General features: G+C 41.6%; 16 protein-coding genes and 1 pseudogene. 2 read left to right on the top strand and 15 right to left on the bottom strand.

Features of this window, described 5'->3' with window-relative positions; genetic code table 11:
• Nucleotides 1-6: 6 nt before the first annotated feature.
• The 6 genes from HMPREF0980_RS12790 to glmS all read right to left on the bottom strand — a co-directional run bounded on the left by HMPREF0980_RS12790 (nucleotide 7) and on the right by glmS (nucleotide 7,319).
• Nucleotides 7-1,527 (bottom strand): lipopolysaccharide biosynthesis protein, encoded by a 1,521-nt coding sequence (locus HMPREF0980_RS12790; RefSeq protein WP_049729481.1) that lies wholly within the window; start codon nucleotides 1,525-1,527, stop codon nucleotides 7-9.
• A 2-nt stretch (nucleotides 1,528-1,529) separates the two neighbouring features.
• On the bottom strand, nucleotides 1,530-2,606 hold the full coding sequence (locus HMPREF0980_RS12785; protein ID WP_049729480.1) for a glycosyltransferase: 1,077 nt from the start codon (nucleotides 2,604-2,606) through the stop codon (nucleotides 1,530-1,532).
• 9 nt (nucleotides 2,607-2,615) lie between these two features.
• Complete coding sequence (locus HMPREF0980_RS12780) at nucleotides 2,616-3,596, bottom strand: glycosyltransferase family 2 protein (RefSeq protein WP_049729479.1); 981 nt, start codon at nucleotides 3,594-3,596, stop codon at nucleotides 2,616-2,618.
• A gap of 15 nt (nucleotides 3,597-3,611) precedes the next feature.
• Nucleotides 3,612-4,625 carry an alcohol dehydrogenase catalytic domain-containing protein gene (locus HMPREF0980_RS12775; RefSeq protein ID WP_049729478.1) on the bottom strand — a complete coding sequence of 338 codons (1,014 nt, stop codon included), beginning with the start codon at nucleotides 4,623-4,625 and terminating at the stop codon, nucleotides 3,612-3,614.
• Entirely contained in the window at nucleotides 4,618-5,334 is a 717-nt protein-coding gene (locus tag HMPREF0980_RS12770) for an IspD/TarI family cytidylyltransferase (protein ID WP_049729477.1), read from the bottom strand. The genes HMPREF0980_RS12775 and HMPREF0980_RS12770 overlap by 8 nt, the downstream gene beginning before the upstream one ends.
• A gap of 158 nt (nucleotides 5,335-5,492) precedes the next feature.
• The gene (gene glmS / locus HMPREF0980_RS12765) at nucleotides 5,493-7,319 is read right to left on the bottom strand and encodes a glutamine--fructose-6-phosphate transaminase (isomerizing) (protein WP_049729476.1); all 1,827 of its coding nucleotides are present in this window, start codon (nucleotides 7,317-7,319) and stop codon (nucleotides 5,493-5,495) included.
• 263 nt (nucleotides 7,320-7,582) lie between these two features.
• Between glmS and HMPREF0980_RS12760 the strand changes: the two genes are divergently transcribed.
• Nucleotides 7,583-8,992, top strand: a complete 1,410-nt coding sequence (locus HMPREF0980_RS12760; protein ID WP_049729683.1) for an MBOAT family O-acyltransferase — start codon at nucleotides 7,583-7,585, stop codon at nucleotides 8,990-8,992.
• A gap of 14 nt (nucleotides 8,993-9,006) precedes the next feature.
• Entirely contained in the window at nucleotides 9,007-10,152 is a 1,146-nt protein-coding gene (locus tag HMPREF0980_RS12755; RefSeq protein WP_049729475.1) for an alginate O-acetyltransferase AlgX-related protein, read from the top strand.
• 36 nt (nucleotides 10,153-10,188) lie between these two features.
• Here the strand turns inward: HMPREF0980_RS12755 and HMPREF0980_RS12750 are convergent, their stop codons facing one another.
• From HMPREF0980_RS12750 to HMPREF0980_RS12710, 9 genes and pseudogenes are all read right to left on the bottom strand, one after another.
• Nucleotides 10,189-11,580 (bottom strand): LCP family protein, encoded by a 1,392-nt coding sequence (locus HMPREF0980_RS12750; protein WP_049729474.1) that lies wholly within the window; start codon nucleotides 11,578-11,580, stop codon nucleotides 10,189-10,191.
• Between the two features lie 63 nt (nucleotides 11,581-11,643).
• Nucleotides 11,644-12,507, bottom strand: coding sequence for a LicD family protein (locus HMPREF0980_RS12745; RefSeq protein ID WP_049729682.1), 864 nt, complete (start codon nucleotides 12,505-12,507; stop codon nucleotides 11,644-11,646).
• A 7-nt stretch (nucleotides 12,508-12,514) separates the two neighbouring features.
• On the bottom strand, nucleotides 12,515-13,735 hold the full coding sequence (locus tag HMPREF0980_RS12740) for a glycosyltransferase family 4 protein (protein ID WP_049729473.1): 1,221 nt from the start codon (nucleotides 13,733-13,735) through the stop codon (nucleotides 12,515-12,517).
• A 135-nt stretch (nucleotides 13,736-13,870) separates the two neighbouring features.
• Nucleotides 13,871-15,066 (bottom strand): annotated as a pseudogene (locus HMPREF0980_RS12735) (DegT/DnrJ/EryC1/StrS family aminotransferase).
• A gap of 45 nt (nucleotides 15,067-15,111) precedes the next feature.
• Nucleotides 15,112-15,795 (bottom strand): sugar transferase, encoded by a 684-nt coding sequence (locus HMPREF0980_RS12730; protein WP_049729472.1) that lies wholly within the window; start codon nucleotides 15,793-15,795, stop codon nucleotides 15,112-15,114.
• Between the two features lie 25 nt (nucleotides 15,796-15,820).
• Complete coding sequence (locus HMPREF0980_RS12725; RefSeq protein ID WP_242847403.1) at nucleotides 15,821-16,993, bottom strand: aminotransferase class I/II-fold pyridoxal phosphate-dependent enzyme; 1,173 nt, start codon at nucleotides 16,991-16,993, stop codon at nucleotides 15,821-15,823.
• Nucleotides 16,994-16,995: 2 nt separating this feature from the next.
• A complete protein-coding gene (locus HMPREF0980_RS12720) occupies nucleotides 16,996-18,261 on the bottom strand; it encodes a glycosyltransferase (protein WP_049729471.1) in 1,266 nt (421 codons plus the stop codon).
• 70 nt (nucleotides 18,262-18,331) lie between these two features.
• Nucleotides 18,332-20,278, bottom strand: a complete 1,947-nt coding sequence (locus HMPREF0980_RS12715; protein ID WP_049729470.1) for a polysaccharide biosynthesis protein — start codon at nucleotides 20,276-20,278, stop codon at nucleotides 18,332-18,334.
• A 220-nt stretch (nucleotides 20,279-20,498) separates the two neighbouring features.
• A partial coding sequence (locus HMPREF0980_RS12710; protein ID WP_304437663.1) for a glycoside hydrolase family 25 protein occupies nucleotides 20,499-22,293 on the bottom strand: 1,795 nt, incomplete at its 5' end.

Raw genomic sequence — 22,293 nt, 5'->3', positions numbered from 1 at the left:
ACGTTACTATCCTCTCTGTCTTCCTATACTTTTCATTCTCTGTACTACCTTTTTAAATTCTGCCGGCTCACATACATAGTTCAATCCGAGCAGAACTGCCAAAGAAATTCCTCCTGTGATGGCCGCATACATGCCCCAAGTCAAAAATGAAGTCATCTGCTGTGGCACGACGTGCATCAGCAGGAACACGATAACTGCAACTGCCAGTACGTTGCGCACGATTCTCTTTAACGAAATGATTCCCGTCCCTTCTACGAGATACTTTCTGTTGTACAATATGATCTCTACAGACCGGAATGCATAAGAGCTTACTGTTCCGAACAGCACTCCGTTCATCCCGAACTTCCATACGAGCGAAAGGGACACGACGATATTGATGACAGCTTCCAAGACAGCCTGCCCTCTCGTCTCTTTGAAATGCCCTGCGGCACAAATGATTGTGAGTCCAGGTATCCTCACATTCTGCAGAAATATGATGAGGGTAAACAACATAGCTGATACCGGCCTTATATAGTTGGCATCCGTGACATGCAGCGTATAGACGGATACAAACGGCAGAAGCAGCACGCCCATGCAGGTACATACGCACATGAGTATGATCATGTACATATATTCATAATTGGAAAAGCTGTCCTTCAGCACTTCCTTTTCCCCCTTGGATATCACTTCTCCGAATCCCGCCGTCAAACCATTCGAAAATGAGGTGAGCAGCAGATTCATTGCATATATGACCATATTATAGATCCCATATACGCTCACTTCTATAAGCGACCTGCTCCCAAGACATACCGTCAGCAGCACCACGTCCGTATTGTTCACGATAACGCCTACAATCTGATGCAGAAGCGCGGCCCCCCGCTGCTTCAGGCCGTTCATCTTAGGCGCGGCCTGAAAATCCACCTCTTTATACCATCGCCTGACATATGCTTTTACCAGAAAGAACCGCAGAATATACACGAGTGTCGCGATTCCCTTTACCAAAAGCACATTGGCATGGTTATATATCAACAAGATGGTAACTGCCATGTTTAACGTTGTGCCGAGCGCCTGTATATAAGCAATCACATATCCTTTTTGGTTGGCGGTAAGCAGCACCTTGTATTTGCCAAGGCAAAAATAATCTACGAGCGTACTGCTTGCCAGAATCAATATCATCGTCCTCACGAGAGAGGCACTCAGCTGTTGGGTGATAAGGTACGGATAAATGAACACAAATCCCGCCACAAGAGCTCCGAACAGATACCCGGATCTATTATAGAACCTTCTCGTCGCTGACAGGATACCATTTATCTCATTCTGATTCTCCTCTGCCAGCGGTCCGTACAACGCGACGACAGACGCCGTCCCGACACCGGCCTCTGCAAGGCCAAGATATATGAGGAACTGGTTGACCGATGTCACCATGCCATTTATGCTGGAACCATACGCCTCCAGAAAAAAACGCGGAAGAACTATACCTGACAGAAACACGATTACCTGCAGAAATATGTTGGCAATCATGTTCTTCATCGCTTGTCTGCTTCTCATCACTACTCCTCAATCAAATCTATCCATTCTTTCAGGATAGTTTTTTTACTGAACTTGTCCTTCACACCGTCATATGCCGCCATCTCCCTGCGTATATCCCTGTCTGCCATCAGCTCTTCCATCTTTTCTTCCATCTTAGCCAAATCATAAGGCGGTATCAGAAATCCGTTCCTTCCTTCCTGGATAATCTCATTCGGACCCGTCTCAATATCAAAACTCACCATCGGAAGGCCGACAGCCGCAGCTTCCAGCAATACGAGCGGGAGCCCTTCACGGTAAGAAGGCAGGACAAGGAACGCATAATCCAAATAGAGCCTGTAGGCATCTTTGACATTTCCTTTCAGGATGAGCTGATTTTCCAAAGCGTATTCCGATACTTTGGCGGCCGTCTCCTCAAATGTCTCGCCGGTGCCAAACACGTGCCACTGCCAGTCCGGGTGGGCAGGCAGTACGGCCTTCGCCACTTCTACGAGCATATCATACCCTTTCTCTTTTCCGAACCGGCCGACAGACAATATCTTCTTCGACTCCGTATTGTATCCCTTTCTTGCATGGACCACTTTATCCTCAATCCAATTATAGATGCATCTTACTTTCCCAGGCTTCAGATGGAATCTGGATATATAATCCCGCCTCGTCTTTTCCGTCAAGACAATGACCTTATGGGACGTCAGCGCATCCCAGAAGCGGATGGCCGTTATATCTTTCTGCTTCCACTGGTTCATCAGCCCGCCGTGATCGCAGTAGATATACCTTGCCTTCGTAAAAAAGCGGGTAAAAGAAGCGACCAGGGCCGGATAGTTGCCCATCAATATGACAACATCAATCTTATTCTCTTTTACAAAATGAATAAAAGGCCGGAACGTCCCCTGAATCATTCCGCGGAGACGCGTTTCACCGGTCAGCCCTTCTATGAACACTACTCTTTCATCTAATTCATAGGCGGACTCTCCGCCTTTATTTATAGCATATACAAAGGTTTCATATATGCTGCACAGCTCATTGGCCAAGGAGGAGGTAACCTGCTCGACCCCGCCAGTAACCGACATGTCAAAATCCACAAAACAAATCCTCTTCATTCTTATCTCCTATGAAAAAAGCTCTTTGCTCCTTTTTTCGTTTATCCTCGTCAATGTACGGTACAGCCGGACATTCATCAGAAGAGCGATTGCTCCTATTTTTCTGGCTTTATGAAAATATGGATTCCTCATTATGCGAATCGTATTTCTTTTCAGGTATTGTCTTACCTGCCTGTATTCCCGTATCTTCCAATATCGGTCTTCCTGCAGCATCCGGTCCAGTATCGCAAAATATGCCCAGATCAGCTTGAATCTCGCCTCTGTCAGTATGCGTGGGTATTTTTGCTCCACGACCCGGAGCGTATCTTCATAGGCATATATGAACATCATCGCATCCGAGTCAAACTTCCTGGTAGTAATGCTGTTTTCACGGTGTACATAGTAATACAGGGGGGTCGTATCCACATGAACGCTCCGTACCTTCTGCATCAGTTCGGTATGGAATCCGACATCTTCGTATACAATTCCTTCCGGATACCCTATGTCCTTAAGAATCTCTGCTTTTATCAGCTTATTGCATGAGCTTCCCGGTATTTTTTCCCCAATCAGTAGCAGTCCGAATGCCTCCGCGGTGTCACATACAAACTGTTCCGTACCTTCATATTGGGGAATACATCTGTTCTGGTATACATTATATAATCCGCACGTTGCCATGTCAGCATCACTGGCTGTAATGTTTCTATAGAGTATTTCCACCATATTTACGGCGATATGATCATCGCTGTCGACAAATAAGATATACTTACCCACCGCCGCTGCAATGCCTACATTCCTGGCTCTTCCAGGCCCCATATTTTCCTGGGTGATATAATGTACCCGTTCATCTTTGCCGGCGTAGTCTCTGCAAATGGCCGGACTGCCGTCGGTCGAACCATCGTTAACGAGTATAAGCTCGAACGCTTCAAACGTCTGTCCCAATATGGAATCCACGCATTTGTTCAGATATTTTTCCACATTATAGACCGGAACAATAATACTAACTGCTGCCATAAGTTAACTATCTCCTTATAATCCCCATTCAAATACAGTCTTAAACGGTGTATTTCTGTCCATTCTAAATGCCCTGTGAATATCTTCCACAGAGCTGACTTTTTCATCTTCAAATATTATCATATCCAGACGCCTTTGAAAACGCTCATTTTTCATCCAGCTCACAGCCTGCTCAAAGTCTGCTCTGCCCGACCTGCTGCTGCCAATTACCGCAAGCCCCTTCTCCAGTACGTCTCTTGTGTTCACAGCCACGCGGTTCTCACTGACTCCCATCAGCATCACCGTTCCCTGTGGGTTGATATGGTTGATAATATCTTCTATCGCATAATAGCTTCCATCTCCGCCGCAGCATTCAAACGCATGATCTATCTCGAACTGCGCAGGCAATTCATCTCTCAGTATAGTCTCATCCGCAAACGTAAAGTAAGACAGCTTACCTGGATTCTTGCCAATGACTATGATCTCACTGCCCGGATACGCTTGTTTCAACAGATTTGCAACTATAAACGACAGGCTTCCGTCTCCCCAGACTCCTATCCTGTTCCGGATTCCATGGGAAATGCAGTCAAATCTCCGGATGCTGTGTGCGGCAACGCTTACAAACTCAGTGATTGCCGCCAGCTTCTGCGGTATGCCCTCATGCCTGACGAGCCTGTCTTCCGGCAGGCTGATGAATTCTCTCAGGAATCCATCCCTTCCGCTGGACAAGAAGCCCGCACCTTTTGCATAATTCTCCAATATGATATCGCTGTGTTCTCCCGGCACGTTCGGGATAAGCACAACTTCTTCTCCTGATTTAAGCTTTCCCGACGGGTCGAACAGCACCTCTCCGCAGCACTCGTGAATAAGCGCCATTGGAAGCTTCCTGTCAAGGATACTGCGCTCACGCTGCCCCGTATAATATCTCTGGTCTGCATGGCAGATCGACATATACCGCGGCTTGATGATGACCTGGCTTTCGAATTGTGCCTCTTCGTATTTGACGGAAAATGTACCAGGCGCCACTAACTGATATACATAATTAATCAACGACTTTTCCTCCGACCATAGCCTGTGCAACTTTATAATCACTCACTGTCGTAATCTTCAGATTGGAAGGCTCTCCTTTCACAAGATATACGGGCTCATTCTGCACGACCGCAATCTTGCATGCATCTGTCAGCACTGCTTTTTCTTCTTCGCCCAGTGCCCGATATAATTTTTTCAGAAGATTCACTTGAAAGCTCTGCGGCGTCTGCCCCTGGTACATTTTGCTCCTGACAGGGATATCTGAAATCATATTTCCGTCCTCTGACACGACGATAGTGTCCGTGGCTGCAATCACGGTATCACATATATTATGGCTCAGTACCGTGTCTATATTATCGTTAATTATCCTCGATGTGACAAACGGACGGACAGAATCATGTGTGATGATATAGTGCTCTTCGCTCTCACCGTAATCCCTTTCAACAGCATCCACGATATTCATAATAGTCACATTGCGGTCGCCGCCGCCAGACACGATATGGACACAATCTTTCCGTATATTGATAAATTTATTGACCAGGTCTTCCATATGCAGCACCCAATTCGGATGTACTCCTATATATATCTGTTCAATCTTCGGGCAAAGCAGAAACTTTTCCAATGTATGGACTACCATCGGCTTGTCACCCAGGTTTAAAAATTGTTTCGGCATATCCGCCATATTCATCCTTGAACCGATACCTCCTGCCAAAATTCCTCCAAATATCATATCTATCCTCCGTAATAATCATTTCTTAATCTATTTTTAACACTCACGTAACATATTATAACAAATTTCACCAGTGACCTCAACCGGAACAGCTTAATATTCCATTAATTCTTCCTGAATATACAAAAGGCATGGGATGCCCATGCCTTAAACTGACTCTATTCAACCGTAACCGACTTCGCAAGGTTGCGCGGCTTGTCGACATCACAGCCCCGCCCGACAGATACATAATAGCCAAAGAGCTGAAGTGGTATGATTGCCAAGGAGTTCGTAAAGTATTTATTCGTCTCGGGAATATAGATTACATAATCGGCTGCCCGTTCTACTTCCGTGTTCCCCTCCATCGTTACAGCCATTACAAACGCTCCTCTTGTCCGTACCTCCACCATATTGCTTATCATTTTCTTATACAGTTCTTTCTGGGTCAGGACAGAGGCAACGAGAGTTCCCTCTTCCACAAGCGATATCGTTCCGTGCTTGAGTTCACCCGCCGCATATGCCTCCGAATGAATATAGGAGATCTCCTTCAGTTTAAGAGAGCCTTCCATCGATATCGCATAATCTATGCCGCGTCCGATGAAGAATATGTCTCTGGCCGCCAGATAACGGTTTGCAAAACGCTGTATCTTCTGCTTATTGTTAAGCAGCATCTCCACCTGTGCCGGCAGGCTTTTCAAATCTTCCAGCATGTCTGACAGTACCGCGTCATCCATCTCACCTTTTACGTATGCGAACTTCATGGCCAGTAGGTACAGGGATATAAGCTGCGCCGAGTAAGCCTTCGTCGTCGCTACGGCTATCTCCGGTCCGGCCCATGTATACATGACATTGTCTGCCTCTCTTGCTATCGAACTGCCGACCACATTGACAATACCGAGCACTTTAGCTCCCCTTGCCTTAGATTCTCTCAAAGCTGCAAGCGTATCTGCCGTCTCTCCGGACTGGCTTATGACGACGACGAGCGTTCCTTCTTCCAGAATCGGATTGCGGTACCGGAATTCAGAAGCCACGTCTACTTCTACCGGGATACGCGACAGCCCTTCAAACACATATTTGCTAGTAACGCCCGCATGGTAGGCAGAGCCACAGGCGACAATCATAATCTTACTGATAGCTTTTATCTCCTCATCCGTCATGTTCAGTTCATCGATAACGATTCTGCCATCCTTGATTCTTGGGGAAAACGTGTCTGTAATCGCTTTTGGCTGCTCATACATCTCCTTCAGCATAAAATGTTCATAACCGCCTTTTTCGGCTGCGTTTACATCCCATTCAATCCGTACGGACTCTTTCTCAATCGGCTCCTCATCTACATTAAAGAACTCCATCGTAGCGTCCGTCATACGGACAATCTCTTCATTTTCGATGAAGAACACGTCTCTCGTATACTTCAGCACAGCTGGTACATCGGATGCGATAATATTACCGCCATTTGTATGTCCTACGATGAGCGGGCTGTCCTTCCTGACTGCATACAGTTCATCAGGATGATCTTGAAAAACTATCCCGAGCGCATAGGAGCCTTCCATCCGGTGCATGATCTTCGTTACCGCCTGAAGGGGGTTTCCGTTGTAATAGTAGTCTAACAGATGCGCGATGACTTCCGTGTCCGTCTCTGACACGAACTCATATCCGTGTTTCTCCAACTTTTTCTTCAGCTTCAGGTAATTCTCTATGATTCCGTTATGTACGACTACGATGCTTTCATCCTTGTTAAAATGAGGATGTGCATTGATATCAGAAGGCGAACCATGCGTGGCCCATCTCGTATGTCCGATACCCGACGTCCCGGGCAGCGTCTCTCCGTCGTGTGTCAGCTCGCTTAAAACCTTTAGCCTCCCTTTGGACTTTATCATATCAATCTTTTCACCGTTGTAAACTGCGATACCGGCAGAGTCATAGCCCCTGTATTCCAGCTTAGAAAGACCGTCGAGAAGAATCGGGGCCGCCTGCTGATTGCCGATATAACCTACTATTCCACACATATTTGTACCTCCGTTTTATATAATCTGCTTCTACATTTGTACAAAACGCCATTTTTTTTGCACTATCAGATAGTATTGTAACAAATCCTTAACAATTTGTAAACCTTATATTCGGCAAATCAAAATCTGGTCTACCGTGAGAACAACCATAAAATTCGTCTGATGTTTTCCGTAGTTGGTAATATAAGTATTGCATTAAACTAATAACAATTATATAATATTTAAATTGACAAAGGACAAAATAAATGCAAAGGATAAATATTATGTTATTCACATCTCCTGTTTTCATTTTTTTATTTTTACCAATTACATTAGCAATGTACTATTTGCTTAGAGGTCACAGAAAAACTCAAAACATAGTATTATTAGCCGTAAGTATTATATTTTATGCGTGGGGAGAGCCAGAGTTTGTTATACTATTAATCCTTTCTATTATTTTCAATTGGTTGTCCGCAATTATTGTTGACCGCCTGAAAAATACCCCCCCCCTGGTATACACGGCTTTATTCTTTATGATAGCAGGAAACCTGGGATTATTATTTCACTTTAAATATCTAGTGTTTACTCTAAACATTTTAAATCGATTAGCTTTATTTGATTTTAATATTCCTGATATAATTCTACCTATTGGCATTTCATTTTTTACATTTCAGGCCATTTCTTATGTAATAGATGTGTATAGGGGAAACGGAAAAGTACAGTTGAATCCGTTAAATGTAGGATTATATATAACCTTGTTTCCCCAACTTATCGCCGGACCTATTGTCAGATATGAGACGGTAGCAGACGAAATAAAAAACAGAAAAGAAAGTATCCACGATTTTTCTTCTGGAGTTTACCGTTTTATGATTGGTTTCAGTAAAAAAGTTCTATTATCTAACACAATGGGGTATATTGCTGATTCAGCCTTTGGCCTGCCTGGCAATTCATTAACTGCTGGAATGGCATGGTTGGGTGCTGTTTCATATACTTTTCAAATCTTTTACGATTTTTCCGGATATTCTGACATGGCCATAGGCCTGGGTAAAATGTTTGGATTTCATTATCTCGAAAACTTCAATTACCCTTACTGCTCCACAAGTATCACAGAATTTTGGAGAAGATGGCATATGTCTTTAAGCAGCTGGTTCAGGGACTATGTATATATACCATTAGGGGGTAGCCGTAAAGGACGACTCAGAACTATACTTAATCTTTTTATAGTATGGAGTTTGACGGGGCTTTGGCATGGTGCTAATATTACTTTCATTATATGGGGGCTTATGTATTTCTTCCTTTTGGTTCTAGAAAAATTCACTCCAATGGGCAGTTTTTTTAAAAATCATTTTTTAGCTGGCTGGCTCTGGACTATTCTGTTCGTCATCGTAGGTTGGGTCTTTTTCCGTGCCGATAGTGTCACAAAGGCTGTCAGCTACTTACAGGCTATGTTTTTTGGGGGCAGTTTATCAGCCGTAAATTTTAAAACTATGGTATTCATAAAAGAATATATTGTATTTTTCATACCTGCATTTCTTTTATCATTTCCGTTAAATAGTATAAAGCAGGTTAGAAAACTTTCAACCGGTAATATGATAGAAGCTCTCAAGGGTGTATGTGTTGTCATAATATTTTTTATTTCACTAATTTATGTATTAAATTCAACTTATAACCCCTTTATCTACTTTAATTTTTAGGCAAGGAGGATAATATGAAGGCAATCAGGATACGAAATATTATTGTGGCCATTTTATTTATTTGCGGCATACTCTTTGGTATGGTTATATCTTTTCCATCTATAGCTTCTATAATCGATAAAAAATCGGCTTCTCAAGAAACCACAAGATTTAAGGCTTTTGAAGAAAACTATTCCAGTATATTTACAAATTATGATAGTACCATTAATATATACGGTGCAATTCAGAAAATATTAGGAAAAAGAGAGGTTAAGAATTTTGATGTAGTAAAAGACGATGCCGGGCAGCTCTACAAGACAGAACCTATGGAACGCTCTTCTTCAAAAGAAGTTAATCAGACGGCTGATATTTATCAAAAGCTTGCCTGTGCCACAGAAAATAATGGCGGTGCCTTCTTTTTCGTTCAGGCTCCATTTAAAAGTACAGAAGGTATACATGAACTTAAAGGATATGATGATTCATATATGGATACTAATTACACCAGTCTGCTGGATGAACTGGAACGTAGAAATATATCAGCCATTGACTTAAGAAATTTTAAAGAATGCTGCCAGTATTATAAAACCGACCACCATTGGACTGTAGAATCCTCTTTCTTGGCTACTGTCAAAACACTAGAATTTATACAGAGTGAAACAGATATAGGATGGGAACATGACAAATATAACTTATCAAATTTCAGCACGCTGTCTTATCCTTCATCTTTTCTTGGCTCTAATGGTATACGGGTTGGGAAATACTATGGTGGGGTAGATGATTTTAACATACTTGTCCCCAATTTTAAGACTGACTTTACGTATCAACATTTAGTAGATGGAACAATAACAAAAGAACAAAGTGGTGACTTCTTTCAGGCTTTTATTGATAAATCTATACTTACAGATGAAACATATCACAACAAATATAATGCCTTATTACAAGGAGGATATGTAGAAAATATTATTACAAACCACAATATTAGTAATGATAAAAAGCTGCTTTTCATCTCTCATTCTTATGGACGGCCCATGACACAGTATCTGTCGCTTTCATTTTCTGAAGTTCGTTATCTAGATCCACAGGATGGACGCTATAACGATAATTATCTGACTTATATTAATGATTATAAACCAGATATAGTTATAGTCATGTATGATGATTTCATTAATATAGAAAACTGATGCTGGAGCATCTGCTCCAGCATCAGTTTGGCTTATTTATTCTGTTGTACCGCCTTCTGATGGAGCATCAGGTGTAGAAGGAGTCGTACCGCCTGAATCCCCTCCTGAATCTGGCTGTTCCGTATTTCCTGAATTCCCTGAATTTCCATCGCCGCTACCACCGCCATTTCCATTCCCGGAGCCGCCTGTACTTCCTCCTGGCGTAGTATTTCCATCATTTACGGTTCCCTGGCCGCCTGAATCGGCTGGCGGCGTATTATTATTTGTACCTCCGCCATAATTATTTCCCTTTTCCTGCGCAGCATCCTCAGGCGCGGTATTATACGTCTGGCTGTTCAGCGTCTCGTCGTCAGTCGCCTCACGCTGTCCTATCCTGCTTACTATACTGCCGCTGATACCCTGAACCGTAGATGATACGGCGTAATCTGTAGTTCCGTATAGGAATTCATGCAGTTTCTCGACATTGTCCGCAAGCGTTACCGGGATGACTATACTTCCGAGACCGGATAACGTATCTGTAGTCTTGTCGATTGGGAATCCAGAGTTTTCTCCAAGCGTATACTTAGCAAAGTCCTTTGCATAGCTTATTATTTCTGCAGATGTAAAATTAGTAGATATGCTTGGCAATACTTTATCAATAATCTCATTAATCGTGCCCAGGTCGCTCTTCTTTATCTTCTCAACCATCTTTTCAATTACGATCCGCTGTCTCTCCGTTCTAGTAAAGTCGCCGCCTGCAGTCGAACGAATACGTGCGTATGTTGTGGCCTGTACACCATCAAGCGTCTGTACACCAGGTTCGTGGACAAAGTACGCTTCTTTTCCCGCGACCTGCCCTGTCTCATACACAAACTCGTTCAGATACTGTATTTCCTCTTCCTTGACATCGATATCAATGCCCCCGAGCAAATCGATTGCTTCAGCTACAACGCTGAAATCAACAGTCACATACTTCTGGATATCCAAATCCAGATTCTTATTCAGCATGTTTATGGCCTGTTCAGGTCCTCCAAAGCTATATGCCGCATTACATTTCTGCAGTTCTCCGTCTTTTATATCCAGCAAAGTATCCCTGTAGACTGAAACCATCTTTATCTCTTTCGTCTTGTTATTTAAACTGCCCACAATTATACAGTCTGTACGAGTTCCTTCAGCCAGGTCGCCCTCTCTGGAATCCACACCGAATAATGCAACATTCGTAAAGCCTTCGCCGGCTTCTTCTGCCTCTGCATTGATTACGATATCTTCCTGAGGTATATCCTGAGTATCTATTTTACCCAGCTTGGCAGCTACATATATTACGCCAGATGCCGCTAGGGCCATAAAAACTCCTCCCAGACAGACTCCTGCCTTTTTTGCCGTGCTCAGCCTTGTAAACCAATTGCCAGACTTCCTGGTTCTTCTGCCCCTTCTCCTTCTTCTTGCCATATAACACCTCTTTTGTTCTATTTTCTACATATAATATAGAATTGCTACAGTAATTGAACAGGATTATCTGTTAACACAATATAGCTTGCCTTTATATTGTTTATAACCTGCCTTCAAATCACATTTTATCACGTCATGATGCGCAACCTGCTTTTCTTTAGGTGGCAACTTCATATAATCACCAAAGGCAATTCTAAGATAATCATCATATCCTTGCGGTATCGGCATCATGTGACCTTCGAACTCTTTATATACTGCTGCGTCAAACGCTTCTTTGGGGTACTCATTCTTCATATAATGGGGACCTGCACATAACTCTGTCACAAATCTGCAGTCTTCTATGTTATACTTCGTCATCTTTTTCTCTGCAAAGCGCCATATTTTATACCGCATCTTTTTAGAAGGTATCAGGGCAAGGGCTGATTTTCCAGCCACTTCCATAAATCTGCCGTGGTTTGAGGGCACCATTTGTGAACGGTACAGTGAATATACCATAGCCCACATCAGCTGTAATTTACGTTTGAATTTATTTGATGGGCATCCATCTAAAGGGAGTACATCAAGTATCAAACCATGGTTTATATCTAACTCTTGTTGATATGGTCTGATAAAAGTAGTTGAATTGTCTCTTATATTTAAAAACAAATTATAATCTATATGAAATTCATCAGAATTCTCTAATGTATATCTGGAAGTGTCGGCTTTCATTTTCCATATTCTTTTTAATAATTCATAGTCTCTTCTTGGCATAAATACGTCAACATCATCATCCCATGGAATAAAACCTTTATGGCGTACTGTGCCGATACAGCACCCTCCGCAAAAATAAAACAAAAGATTGTTTTCATCACATATCTTCTTGAAGTAAAGCGCCATCTCCAAACTTTTTTCTTGTATTTCACGTATCTCTTCTTTACTGTACTCCATTCCCAAACTAGTCCTTCTTTATGAGCTCACTAATTAATTTTACTATTTTATTGTAAGAATTAGGCCTGTCAAACTGTTCTTCTGCAACTTCCCTGGCCTTTCGTCCCATCAATTCACGTTCTTCTTGATTATTATAGAGTCCCAGAATTGCATCAGCCAGAGCTTTCTTATCCTCTGCCTCAATATTAATGCCAAAACCATCACTTAAAACTTTATTCTTAAACTCGTCACTGCTGCAAGTATTAATCATAGGCTTTCCCGCTGCAAGATAATCCCCAATCTTATTCACAATGCTCTGAGGAGCTTTCTTTACAAAAGAATTGACAAGTATATCCGATTTTTTCAAATAAGCGGCCATCTTCTCATACGGTACATACCCTGCAAATTCTACATTTCCTGTCAGCGACTTTGCATAGTTTTCAAGCTCAACTTTAAGCGGACCTCCTCCTAGAATTTTAAAATAAATATCTGAATAGCCTCTCTTTTTCAATTCATCAGCTGCCTGTACCATTGTCCTTATATCATAGCTAGTCCCTATTGTCCCCGCATAAGTCACCCAAAATTCATCAGAGCCTTTATTAACTTCCTGCATATTCGCTTTCGCACCATCATCAAATGCACTGATTTCATTTCCTACATAAACTGTTTCTTTGGGTATATCTTTCGAATTTCTCTGGAATGGCCTGCCCGCATATTCGTCTGAGGTTCCTATTACGCCCGAGCAAAGCTTATAAACCTTTTCTGCATCTCTCAACAATGGATAAAATAATAAATTGCTTATTATTGGTATATCAATAACCATCTGCATCGCTTCCGGCCACAGATCATTTACGTCAACCACAAAAGGAATGCCACGTTCATTTGCATATTCTGCGGCCGACAACGCCACGTCGTTTGGGGGTATCTCACAGTAAATCAAATCATAGTTTCCATCCAGTTCCAGCATTTTTCTAAGGTTTTTTGCAGCAATCCTGTGACTGCGTATTCTTCGAAGATCTATATTCTTTTTATAACCTGGCTCCTCTATAAATCTAAGCCTGAATGGATAATTGCCTTTATTAATATCTTTAATATTACGCTGCTCTTTTGCCCAGTGCTGAAATGACGAGGTGATAAGATCCACCTCGTATCCTTTTTCTACTAAAAACTCAGGAAGAAAACGAAATCTTGTATATCCGTTCTCATCGTCTAACTTTACTCCCATTGTTATAACAGCTATTCTTTTCATAACATTTCCTTTACAATCCAAGACATATGACGAGGATTTCCAAATTTATCGCTATTAGTATACATGTTACCCAGGCATTTGTCAATCTGGCTATAATGCTCTCTTATTACATCTTTTCCAAGAGACATACGATTATTAACTGCCGATACATGCCTTTAAGTTTTCTACGATATATTTTACATCCTCATCTGTCAGTTTAGAATACAGCGGTAATGTAATTTCGTTAGAAAAAATATCGAATGCATTTGGAAACTCTTCAATATTAAAACCAATATTTTTATATGCTGTCAGCATCGGTAGCGGTTTATAGTGTACGTTTGTAGCTATACCACGTTCTGCCATTTGATTCATTATAACGTTACATTCTTTTCTGTTTTTTCCTAATATTCGTACACAATATAAATGTCCACTCGAGGAAAAGTCTCTCCCGTAATGTTTTAAAACTTGCACTGGAAGTTCTTTAAATGTATTGTCATAAGTCATTATAATTTCTTTTCTCCTGTCAAGCATATCTGGATACCGCTTTAGCTGAGCTATACCCAAAGCTGCCAAGACATCTGTCATATTACATTTATAGTAGGTACCAACCACGTCATATTCCCACTCACCCAGCTTTGTTTTTTCTAATGCATCTTTTGACTGTCCATGAAGAGACAGCAGGTTCAGCCGTTTATAGATTTCTTCATCATCTATCCCTTGAATTGGTTTCCAAGTAAGACCTCCTCCCTCTGATGTAGTAAAATTTTTAACTGCATGGAAGGAAAAGCTTGTAAAATCTGCTACTTCTCCACATTTCTTCCCCTTTCGAGTAGCTCCCAAAGCATGTGCCGCATCAGCTACCACGACTATACGCCCTATAGCAGACTGTATCTTATTTCCGGCCGAATATAAATGCCTCTTTCCTGTCACTATACTAAATATACGGTCATAATCACACATTACTCCACCCAAATCTACAGGTATGATGGCCTTGGTTTTTCCGTTATCGCTTTTTCCATCTGATCATAATCCATTTCAAATGAATCTTTAGCGGTATCAACCAGTACCGGCGTTGCGCCCACATGGCAGATGACGCTGGCTGATGCCGTATAAGTATACGCAGTAGTTATAACTTCATCCCCAGGGCCGATACCCAGTATGCGTAATGCCATTTCTGTACATGCTGTAGAAGAATTAAGGCAAATTAATCTTTTCGTATTACAAAAATCTGCCAGCTCTCTTTCCAGCTTTTTGGTTTTAGGACCCGTGGTAAGCCAACCACTTTTTAATGTATCAACCACCTCATCAATTTCAGCTTCTGTAATATCCGGCACTAAAAAGGGAATCTGCATTTCCTGATTTCTTTTCATTTCTTTCCTCCGATTCCGATACTTATTTTAACTGTTTATCAGTAATTTACTTTTTTCCAATCCCGCTCTATATTCTTCTTCCGTTATTCTGCCTAGCCGCAACAGATAATCTCCCAAATCCTCCGAAGTAGCCAACCCCTCCGTATTGATTCCTTCTTTACAGAAAACCTTTTGCACGGTCTGAAACATAATCTTCCAATCATTATAGAAAGTTATATTTCTTATATATTTCAAATCAAATCTGAATTTTTCGTCCCAATTAATATTATTTCTGCCATTCACTTGTGCAAGGCCTGTCAAACCTGGTCTGACCCTGTGCCGTTTCCTTTGTTCCTTGTCCATGAATACCAAATCTTTCACTAGCTGCGGACGTGGACCGACAATGGCCAGGCTTCCATTCAGTATATTAAACAATTCAGGAAGCTCATCGAGGCTTGTTCCCCTCAGCCACTCGCCAAAACTGGTCATCCTGTCTTTATCCGGCAGCAATTCTCCATGTTTGTCTTTCTTATCGGTCATCGTCCTAAATTTATATAACGTAAATATTTTATTATTCAATCCGGGACGTTTCTGCTTAAAAATTACCGGACTTCCTAGTTTTATTTTTACCAGCAGCGATACTATAATTAATACAGGACTTAAAATTATACTTACTGCCAGTGCAATAACAAAATCTTGTACCCTTTTTATTAAGTGTGCATATAAATTCATATTTCAAATAATTATCCTTTTTTAATTAAAACATTGTTTTTATAATTTCTATTACTGAATTTTGTACATCTTCAGTCATCTTAAGGTCACTCGGAAGACATAATCCACGTTCAAAAATGTCTTTACCCACATATTCATCACCTGATGCAATAAAATCATTACTTTCATAAACAGGCTGCATATGCATCGGCCTCCATATCAATCTCGACTCTACATTATAGCTTTCCAGCTTTCTCCTTATTTCATCAGGTGTCGTCTTACACCCTCTGTCCAGAAGGATACAGCTTAGCCAAAAATTAGGCATGCTGCATGTCTCATAAGGATTCATTGATAAAGGCAGATCGCTAAAGCCTTCTTTATAGTTTTCATATATTTCTCTTTTTTTCTTACAGTGCTGATCCAAATGTAACAGCTGGCCCCTTCCTATTCCTGCAATGATATTGCTCATCCTATAGTTATATCCTATTTCTTTGTGGTAATAATAAGGCAGGTCTTCCCGGGCCTGAGTCGCCCAGAACTTAGCTTTTTTTAATGCTTCTGTATCATCTGACAGCAGCATGCCTCCGCCCGATGTCGTAATAATCTTGTTTCCGTTGAAGCTTATCGCATTATACACTCCAAAGCGTCCTGTCTGCATTCCTTTATATGTGGCCCCTAATGACTCTGCCGCATCCTCAATCAGCAATGTCTCATATTCATTACAGATATCCCTGATTTCATCCAGCTTGGCCGGGGTACCATAGAGATTTGCCACAATCACCGCTTTTGGTTTCTTGTACAATTTACCATCTTCATGTACATTATCATCATATTTTTGAAACGCTTTTCTCAATGCCGCGGGATCCATATTCCAGGTATCCCTTTCTGCATCAATAAAAACAGCATTTCCTCCTTCATAAGATATAGGATTTACCGTCGCGGCAAACGTAAGGTCTGAGCAAAACACCGTATCATCTGCTTCAATTCCTGCAAGTTTTACCGCCAGATGTATTGCAGCAGTTCCGGATGATAAAGCGGTTGCACCAACACACCCGATAAATTCTGCCATATCCTTCTCAAATGCGTCTACATTTGTTCCCAGAGGTGCAATCCAATTAGTGTCAAATGCTTCCTTTATATATATTTGTTCATCTCCATGCATCGTTGGACTGGACATAAAGACTCTGTTTTCGAATTTTTCCATCCTGCTCTTACTCATTTTTAACCCTTTCTCTTCTTAAAAACATGCTTCCTAATCAATTTAGCCGCATATATATCCAGAGGATATGTAGAAGCTGTTATAACGACATCTGGATTCATAACCTGTGCTATTCTTTTTGCCCCAATACATAGTTTGCTGATAAATTGAAACATTGTCAATGCTCTCTTGACTCCGTTTCCTTCATATTTTCCTGTTTTTATCCAGTAATATTCAACTCCATCTATCAGCTGCCTTTGAAAATCCTTGGCAACGCATGGATTTTCCCTCCGCAGATGTGAATAATCTGCTGCTATAATCTTTACTTTATGGCCTTTGCGAACCCATTCTTTGGCTAGATAGTAAGGTCTGAAATCCATTCCCATGCTGCTGCTTCCCGCATAATGGTTTATTAGTAATATTGTTGCCTTATTCTTGGGAAATAACGCCTCATATTTTTCAGCCAGCTTTCCATATTCATAATTCTCCAAGACTGCCTCTTTCCCGTTCTTGCCCATTATCGCCCTATCTTCTTCAGGCATGGCATACATCTTTTCGATACAGTCTTTCAGCCTATACTTATCCACCGATGTCTTTATGCCACACTGAAAAGTCTCTACAGGTGTTGCCACATCTGACATGCTGATAATAATCGGGCAGCCTCCCATCATGGAATCATACATTTTAGTAAAGCTGATGCCATACTTATATATTTCTAACTCTTTTTCTATTCCCATATATACACAGTCAAAATACTTTAGTAAGTCCGGTATGCTTTTTTTCGGTATAGGCTCTAAAAAAATCACATTTTGAATGCCTTCTTCTTTTACTCGCCCGCACAGGCGTTTTTTTTCCGCCCCCTTGCCTACCAGGACAAAAACAATGTCTTTATTTTTAATAAGCTCGGCTGCGTCTAATAGTCTGTCCAAAGCATTCGATATCGCAAAGCCGCCAAAATAGCCTACAATAAATTTATTTTCCCCCTTAATTCTGTCTAAGACCTCTTTATGATTTTCTGGAATACATTCGGTTAATTCCCAGTCCGCTTTAGAAATGCCGTTAGGGATATACACAAATTTCCCACGCTCTAATCCATGCTTTGCCATGTGTGGTTCGGCAAATTCCAATGTGCTTGCGACATAGTCAGCAGATTTGTATGACTCATTTTCTCCTCGCTGCATTAGACATACAAAGGGGCTGCTTTTTTTCATCCCGCCAATATCAGTTAATGTTTTTGGCCATAAATCATGTACCTCATGAATCAAAATCGGCCGATTGTTTATGCTCATTACATTCCTCTTTCTTCTTAGATTCTTATACCTGTTTCTCGTTAAACATCAGTATATTAGCTGGCTCGGGTTATTTCCGCTCCTCCACTACAGCACCTTCGTGGCTGATAGCTCCAAGGCTGTTGAGGACTCTATAGTTTTTCTCATCCCTGGCTTTATCTTCCGGTTTGATATGGTAAGTCGTCACAATACCGGAAACTATATTTTTTACTTCTATATCCTCATTAATGGCAGCCTCTTCTAATTTTTTTAACTCACTTAGAAAATGAACTTCATCAAACTCTAATGGCTCCCCAATATATATCAAATCATTTTGTGTTTTCTGCAGACCTTCGTCTGCTATGAGAAGTTCCTCATATAGCTTCTCTCCTGGTCTGAGCCCGGTATATTCAATTTCCATATCCGCCCCTAAAGTATATCCGGACAAACGAATCAGATTTTTTGCTAAATCTGCAATCTTCACAGGTTCCCCCATGTCCAGAACAAATATCTCTCCGCCTTTTGCATAAGCACCAGCCTGTAGGACCAGGGATACGGCTTCTGGTATCGTCATAAAATACCGGATAATGTCCGGATGGGTAACCGTAACAGGTCCGCCCTCTTCCATCTGCTTTCTAAATAATGGAATTACACTGCCATTACTGCCCAGGACATTGCCAAAACGAACCGCGACGTATTCGGTTGTCGAATACTTGTTAAACGTCTGAATAACCATCTCGCATAAACGTTTAGATGCTCCCATGATATTGGTTGGATTCACCGCTTTGTCCGTTGAAATGAGAACAAATCTTTTTACACCAAATTTGTCAGCAGCTCTTGCAGTTTTATAAGTCCCAAACACATTATTTTTAATCGCCTCATTTGGACTGTCCTCCATCAGCGGTACGTGTTTATGCGCGGCTGCGTGATATACAACATCGGGCCGATAACGTTCCATCACCCATTCTATCCTTTTTGTATTACGGACAGAGCCAATCAGCACTTCCAGACGAAGATGTGGATACTTCTTTTTCAATTCCTGCTGTATATCGTAAGCATTATTCTCATAAATATCAAATATAATCAGGCATTTAGGGCAATAATTGGCAATCTGACGGCACAGTTCACTGCCAATCGATCCGCCGCCGCCTGTTATTAATACTGTTTTGTTATTCACATACCCTGCCACACTGTCCAAGTCAATGTTAATACTGTCCCTCCCAAGCAAGTCCTCAATCGATACTTCTCTCAGCTTGGAGACACTCACCTCTTCGTTAATGAGCTGATACATTCCTGGCAGTACTTTCAGCTTACAGTTCGTCTCGTTGCAGATACGTAATATCTCTTTCGTAGTCTTAGGACCTGCTGAAGGTATGGCCAGAATTATCTCTTCAATACTGTATCTCTTAACCGCGGCGATAATATCATCCCGGCCTCCGGCAATTCTGATTCCTTGCAGATACTTTCCCCTTTTTGAAGGGTTGTCATCAATAATACAGACTACATTACGGTTAAGGTGGCGGCTCGTTTTCAGCTCGTGTATAATGACGCTTCCCGCTTCCCCTGCCCCAATGACCATAGTATTTATTAGCCTGCCACCTGAACGCTTAACCTTACTTTGCAACGTCCTCAGCAGTCGATAGGAGAATCTGGTGGACGTTGTCGTCATAGTCAGTAAAAAGAAATAGATGATGTAATAGCTTCTCGGTACAATCAGATTAAAAATTAAAAATCCCAAAGCCTGGAAAGCTGTAGATAAAATACATGCTGCTATGATGGATGCGACTTCATGTACTCCTGCATATGTCCAGATACTTTTATATAGATTTAATAGTAAAAAGATAATTATAGTGATAACAACATTAATCAAAGCGTATTTCTTGATACTGTCAAGATATTCCGGCAATATCCACTCATGGTGGCCTTCATAGCGAATCAAAAGAGAAAGATATGAATTTAGCAGTATGGTGCCAATATCTACTATACAAAGTAAGAACATCCTCGTTTTAGAACTTTTTAAATTTATGATATTTTTCATAATATGACCTCTTTATTTCAAAATGTTACAAATTTTTTACACTTAATTATGATATCAAATTTTGGTACAAATTACAATGTTTATATATTACTTAGTGACGCTAACGATTGAAATATGCTGTACATTAACGTTAGCTTTAGTATTTTCACTTTATTTAAAGTAATTCAGCTGTCAGCAAATAAAATACGGCAGTATCATTGAGTGATACTGCCGTATTTTATTAATATGATTTATATCCTATATTCATATCGACATCGCCGCTGATTCCAGGGACTCTTCCCTGACTAGAATACTGCCATATCGTAACCGTTCCCGGTCCGTTATATCCATGATTGTGATTCGGGGTTCCATCTAAAAACCAGCTTGCTACCCATACATCAACATCTGCAAAGCTGCTCATGTCAATTTTATTTCTAAGCCAGTCTGTATTTGCATATATCATAAACTTATAACCATTATTTTCAATAACTCCCTTATAAGCTTTTATTATGGCCGTCAGCTGCGATTTGCTCAGCTTTCCTTGAGTATTTGCATCTTCCACATCATACGCTATTGGATAAGTGATATTATATCCGCTGGCTTTAATAGCATTTACCGTCTCTTTCGCTTCACGCTGCGCCTCAGCTACTGTCATAGCATAGCCGTACCTATATGCACCTACTGCGATGCCATTTTTAGAGGCACCTGAAATGTTAGCATTGAATTTTGAATCAACTGTCAGGTTTGACATTGTTCCCGACAGAACTCTCAGCATCGCAAAATTAATTCCACTGTTTTTCACGCTCTTCCAGTCGATATTTCCCTGATATGCTGATACATCAATGCCTCTTAACGTATCGTCATACACCATCATTGTATATGCTACGGATGTTGTTTGGCCTTCTTTATCTTTTACAGCTATCGTATAGGTATGCTCTCCTATTCCTGTAGCTGTAAATGTATACGTGTTTTTTGCGCTGTATGACTGCCTAGTAACGGCAGCTCCCTGATATGTCTCAGTAAATCGATACTGTGTCTCCCCGTATCCACCTTTTGCCGTTGCAGTTAAAGTCACGCCCGTACCAGTCTTGACCCTCTGTGGCTGACTGCTTTTCATTGAGACAGAAATCTCATATCCCGCCTCCGGCCTAACTGTCACCGAATATACAGTTGAACCTATCCTTCCATCCGCGTCTCTTACCGCAACTGTATATTTATGCTCGCCTACTCCCTGAAGTACAGCGGTATATGTAGACTTGGTACTGTATGGCTGTACCGTCGTCGAAATCCCCGCGTATGTATCTGTAAAGCGGTATTCATATGGCTCAATGCCATCATCTGCTTTGGCTGCCAGAGTTATCTCTGTACCTAATACCTCGCTTGCAGAGTTGCTGCTGGTAACAGATATCGAAAGCGGCTTTGGTGTCACTGTCAACGTATATATAATGGAAGTTGTATTTCCCGCACTGTCTCTCACTGCAACTGTATATCTATGTACACCAGCTTTGGCTGCTTTAAACGAATATGCTGCCTTATTGCTGTATGCCTGTACTGTAGTGACATCTTCCCCATAAGTTTCGGTAAACCGATATTCATAATCGCCGCTTCCACCGTTTCCTTTGGCAGTTAATACTATATCTGTTCCTTCTGTTTCTGTAGTGCTTTTATCGCTTGTAACTATTAATGATATGGGCGACTCTTTTATGATAACGTCACAGTTGCTTGAAGCTACATTGCCACTTCTGTCCTTCACCGCTACAGTGAATCGGTGCAGCCCGTTCCCGGATGCCGTGAATGTATACGTCGGCGTCGAACTGTATGCCCGCACCGTCGTCACCGTTCCGTTGTACGTCTCCGTAAAACGGTACTCATAGCCTCCTGAGCCGCCGCTTCCCTTTGCCGCCAGCGATACCTTATCTCCGGAATCCGCACTGCTCCTGTCGCTGCTCACGGACAGCTTCAGCGCCTCCTCCTTTACCGTCACGTCTCGGATCCCTGAGGTCACGTTCCCGCTCCTGTCCTTCACCGCTACCGTG

The organism is Dorea sp. D27, assembly GCF_001185345.1.
Lineage (GTDB): Bacteria > Bacillota > Clostridia > Lachnospirales > Lachnospiraceae > Extibacter.
The sequence above is the reverse complement of the archived record's forward strand: the minus strand, read 5'-3'. Positions and strand labels throughout refer to the sequence as shown.

Bases quoted from the DNA above. Each gene is read 5' to 3' on its own strand.
- HMPREF0980_RS12750 (WP_049729474.1), bottom strand. From the start codon at position 11,580: ATGGCAAGAAGAAGGAGAAGGGGCAGAAGAACCAGGAAGTCTGGCAAT.
- HMPREF0980_RS12720 (WP_049729471.1), bottom strand. From the start codon at position 18,261: ATGAGCATAAACAATCGGCCGATTTTGATTCATGAGGTACATGATTTA.
- HMPREF0980_RS12790 (WP_049729481.1), bottom strand. From the start codon at position 1,527: ATGAGAAGCAGACAAGCGATGAAGAACATGATTGCCAACATATTTCTG.
- HMPREF0980_RS12725 (WP_242847403.1), bottom strand. From the start codon at position 16,993: ATGAGTAAGAGCAGGATGGAAAAATTCGAAAACAGAGTCTTTATGTCC.
- HMPREF0980_RS12780 (WP_049729479.1), bottom strand. From the start codon at position 3,596: ATGGCAGCAGTTAGTATTATTGTTCCGGTCTATAATGTGGAAAAATAT.
- HMPREF0980_RS12755 (WP_049729475.1), top strand. From the start codon at position 9,007: ATGAAGGCAATCAGGATACGAAATATTATTGTGGCCATTTTATTTATT.
- HMPREF0980_RS12730 (WP_049729472.1), bottom strand. From the start codon at position 15,795: ATGAATTTATATGCACACTTAATAAAAAGGGTACAAGATTTTGTTATT.
- HMPREF0980_RS12785 (WP_049729480.1), bottom strand. From the start codon at position 2,606: ATGAAGAGGATTTGTTTTGTGGATTTTGACATGTCGGTTACTGGCGGG.
- HMPREF0980_RS12745 (WP_049729682.1), bottom strand. From the start codon at position 12,507: ATGGAGTACAGTAAAGAAGAGATACGTGAAATACAAGAAAAAAGTTTG.
- HMPREF0980_RS12715 (WP_049729470.1), bottom strand. From the start codon at position 20,278: ATGAAAAATATCATAAATTTAAAAAGTTCTAAAACGAGGATGTTCTTA.
- HMPREF0980_RS12740 (WP_049729473.1), bottom strand. From the start codon at position 13,735: ATGAAAAGAATAGCTGTTATAACAATGGGAGTAAAGTTAGACGATGAG.
- HMPREF0980_RS12770 (WP_049729477.1), bottom strand. From the start codon at position 5,334: ATGATATTTGGAGGAATTTTGGCAGGAGGTATCGGTTCAAGGATGAAT.
- glmS (WP_049729476.1), bottom strand. From the start codon at position 7,319: ATGTGTGGAATAGTAGGTTATATCGGCAATCAGCAGGCGGCCCCGATT.
- HMPREF0980_RS12760 (WP_049729683.1), top strand. From the start codon at position 7,583: ATGTTATTCACATCTCCTGTTTTCATTTTTTTATTTTTACCAATTACA.